This window comes from Planctomycetota bacterium, from assembly GCA_026387035.1.
In the GTDB taxonomy this organism is placed as follows: Bacteria; Planctomycetota; Phycisphaerae; order FEN-1346; family FEN-1346; genus JAPLMM01.
On sequence record JAPLMM010000055.1, the window covers coordinates 1 to 3,181 of the forward strand.

General features: G+C 66.3%; 4 protein-coding genes. 1 reads left to right on the forward strand and 3 read right to left on the reverse strand.

Features of this window, described 5'->3' with window-relative positions:
• The 3 genes from NTX40_01635 to NTX40_01645 all read right to left on the reverse strand — a co-directional run.
• A partial coding sequence (locus NTX40_01635; protein ID MCX5647787.1) for a segregation/condensation protein A occupies nt 1–405 on the reverse strand: 405 nt, incomplete at its 3' end.
• Between the two features lie 206 nt (nt 406–611).
• Nucleotides 612–1,628: a tryptophan--tRNA ligase gene (gene trpS / locus NTX40_01640; GenBank protein ID MCX5647788.1), complete on the reverse strand. Its 1,017-nt coding sequence runs from the start codon at nt 1,626–1,628 to the stop codon at nt 612–614.
• A 19-nt stretch (nt 1,629–1,647) separates the two neighbouring features.
• The gene (locus NTX40_01645) at nt 1,648–2,298 is read right to left on the reverse strand and encodes a site-2 protease family protein (protein MCX5647789.1); all 651 of its coding nucleotides are present in this window, start codon (nt 2,296–2,298) and stop codon (nt 1,648–1,650) included.
• A 199-nt stretch (nt 2,299–2,497) separates the two neighbouring features.
• Here NTX40_01645 and dapF point away from each other — a divergent pair.
• Nucleotides 2,498–3,181 (forward strand): diaminopimelate epimerase (dapF, locus tag NTX40_01650; GenBank protein ID MCX5647790.1); only part of this gene is annotated, 684 nt, incomplete at its 3' end.

Below are 3,181 nucleotides of genomic sequence, written 5' to 3' on the forward strand. Positions count from 1 at the left end.
GACGAGTTTCTCCAGGAGCCGTTCGTCCACCTGCCGGCCGAACCGCCGGGCCATCTCGCGGCCGCGGTCGTCCAGCAATCCGGCGGCCTCCTTGAATCGCCGATATTCGATCAACTGGCGGATCAGGGTCTCGCGCGGGTCTTCTTCCTCCTCGCCTTCCTCGACCTCGGCCGGCGGGCGAGGCAGAAGGGAGCGGCTCTTGATCTCCAGGAGCGTCGCCGCCATCACGATGAAGTCGCCCGCCAACTCGATGTCCAGGGCCTTCAGCAGGTCGAGGTAGGCGAGGTACTGGTCGGCGATCTTCGCGATCTGGACCTCGCGGATGTCCACCTCCTCGCGCTTGATGAGGTACAGGAGGAGGTCCATCGGGCCGTTGTAAACGTCGAGTTCAACCTTGTAGGTCATCGTCGCCTCGTGTCCGCTAATTCTACAACGCTGTCTCAACGCAGAGATCGCAGAGAGCGCAGAGATAAACTCTTATTTCACAACCCCGGCGCGCCGAGGCACGGGCCCCCCAACGTCACGCCGTCTCCTTATTCCTTTTTATTCCTTTGACAGCCGTTCTCTGCGTTCTCAGCGTTCTCTGCGTTGAAGAACACAGCGTAGTAGTATTAGGATCCCAGCGGCCCCAGGCCGGTGATGGCCTTCACTTCCTCCAGCGTCTTCCTGGCGACCGCCTGGGCCCTTCGTGCCCCCTCGGCCAGGAGTTCCCTCAACCGCTGGGGGTGCGCTTCGAGTTCCTCGCGGCGGGCGCGTGGCTCGGCCAGCAGTTCGATGAGCACGTCCGCCAGGCGGGCCTTGCAGTCGGTGCATCCCCAGGCGGCGGTGCGGCACCGCTCGGCCACATGGTCGTATTCCTTCGGTGCGAACGTGCGGTAGTACTGGCAGACGTTGCATTCCTCGGGGTGGCCGGGGTCGTCACGCCGGATGCGCTTCGGGTCCGTAATCATCGAGAGTACCTTCTTGCGGATCGTCTCGGGCGCGTCGGCGACGTCGATCTGGTTTCCGTAACTCTTGGACATCTTGCGCCGGTCGGTGCCCAGGAGGCGCGGACTCTGGGTGAGTTTGGCCTGCGGCTCGACGAGGACGTTGCGGCCGACGAGGCTGTTGAAGCGCCGGACGACCTCGCGTGCGAGTTCCAGGTGAGGCAACTGGTCCTCGCCGACGGGCACGACGTCCGCCTTGTAGAGGACGATGTCCGCCGCCTGCAGGACGGGATACCCGAGGAACGCGTAGTTGTGGATGTCCTTCGTCTTGAGTTGCTCCATCTGCTCCTTATAGGTCGGATTGCGTTCGAGCCAGGAGATCGGCGTGTAGGCCGAGAGGATGAGGTGGAGTTCCGCGTGCTCCGGTAGGTCGCTCTGGCGGAAGAGGACGCTGCGCTCCGGGTCCAGGCCGCAGGCGAGGAAATCGATCATGACCTCGCGCGTCGCGTCGGCGATTGGAGCGGGGTCGGCGTACTCGCTCATCAGGGCGTGGTAGTCGGCGATCATGAAGAAGCAGTCGTACGCGTCCTGGAGGTCGCGCCAGTTCCAGAGGGCGCCGACGAGGTTCCCGAGGTGGAGGCGCCCCGTCGGGCGCATCCCGCTCAGGATCCGTTTCCGCCGAAGTGGTTTCGTCTCGGCCATCGCTGTACCCTTCGTTCCGTCAGGCCCAATCGGCTCCTGCGAAGAGGCGCACGAGGCAGAGGATCGGGTAGCCCAGCGGGCTGAAGCCTAGTGCGTCGCTGAGGAAGTAGTTTGCCACGATGAGCCCCACCAGGGCCATGGCCGCCTTCCGCCGAAAAAGGGCGTAGCGGGCCGCCAGGCGCCGGGGCAGCAGGTGCTCGAGGATGTGCGAACCATCGAGCGGCGGCACGGGCAGGAGGTTGAAGACCGCCAAGCCGAAGTTGATGAAGCACCCCATGTAGAGGAGGAAGAGGAAAAGGGCGCCGAGACGGCCGGTCCCGGCGAGCGGGGCGGCGGCAAAGCGCAGCGCCAGGCCACACGCGATGCCGAGCGCGAAGTTCGCCGCTATGCCCGCGCCGCTCACGAGAATGTCGTCGCGGCGGGGCCGCCGAAAGTTCATCGGCTGGATGGGCACGGGCTTCGCCCACCCGATGGGCGCGAACAGCAGGCACAGCGTTCCGATCAGGTCCAGATGGGGCAGGGGATTCAGGGTGACCCGGCCCATGCGGTAGGCGGTGTCGTCCCCGCACTTGTACGCCGTCCACGCGTGCATAAACTCGTGGATCGTCAGGGCGAAGAGGACCACGGGCAGACGCAGGACCAGTCCCACAATATTGGCGCCGTCAACCAAATCCGAGTTCCTTGACCCGCGGGGAAGCCGCCCGTGTTGCCGTGTTCGGCCGCCCGGAGGGCCCAGTCTACCGCCCGGGTGATGCGAAGTCAACTTTCCCGCCCGCTGCCGGGCGTACAAAACACTGGATAGGTCGCCGCCGCCGCCGCTATAATCCCTCGCCGCCAGGGATGCCGGGGCGGTTGGAAGGACGCTTCCCATGCGATTCGTGAAACTCCAGGGCGCTGGGAACGACTACATTTATATCAACGGCATTGAGACGGCCGTAGCCCGGCCGGAAGAACTGGCTCGCCGCGTGAGCGACCGCCACTTCGGCGTCGGGGCCGACGGCCTGATCCTCGTCCTGCCGGCCGAGGGCGAGGGCGACGTCCGCATGCGCATCTTCAACGCGGACGGCTCCGAGGCCGAGATGTGCGGCAACGGGGTTCGCGGCGTGGCGAAGTTTGCGGCCGACCGCGGCCTGGCGGCAGGCGATACGGTCCGCGTGGAGACCGAGGCGGGTCTGCGCGAGGTCACGCTCGAGCGCGATCCGGACGGGAAGGTCGTCCGGGCCGGCGTCTCGATGGGCCGGCCCGTCCTGGACCCCGAGAAGATCCCGGTCCTTCTGGAGGGCGACCGCGTCGTCGACGTGCCGCTGGTGGTGGGCGGGCGGACGCTCTGGATGACCTGCGTCAATATGGGGAATCCCCATGCGGTGTTCTACGCCGACGACGCCGAGGCCTGGCCGCTCGAGACCCTCGGTCCGAAGATCGAGCATCACGCCCTTTTTCCGGAGCGTGTGAACGTCCACGTGGTCGAGGTGGTCTCGCTCGGCGAGGTGGTGATGCGGACGTGGGAGCGCGGGAGCGGCCCGACGCTGGCCTGCGGGACGGGGGCGTCGGCC

Coding starts and splice junctions, on each gene's coding strand:
- trpS (MCX5647788.1), bottom strand. CDS start 1,628: ATGGCCGAGACGAAACCACTTCGGCGGAAACGGATCCTGAGCGGGATG.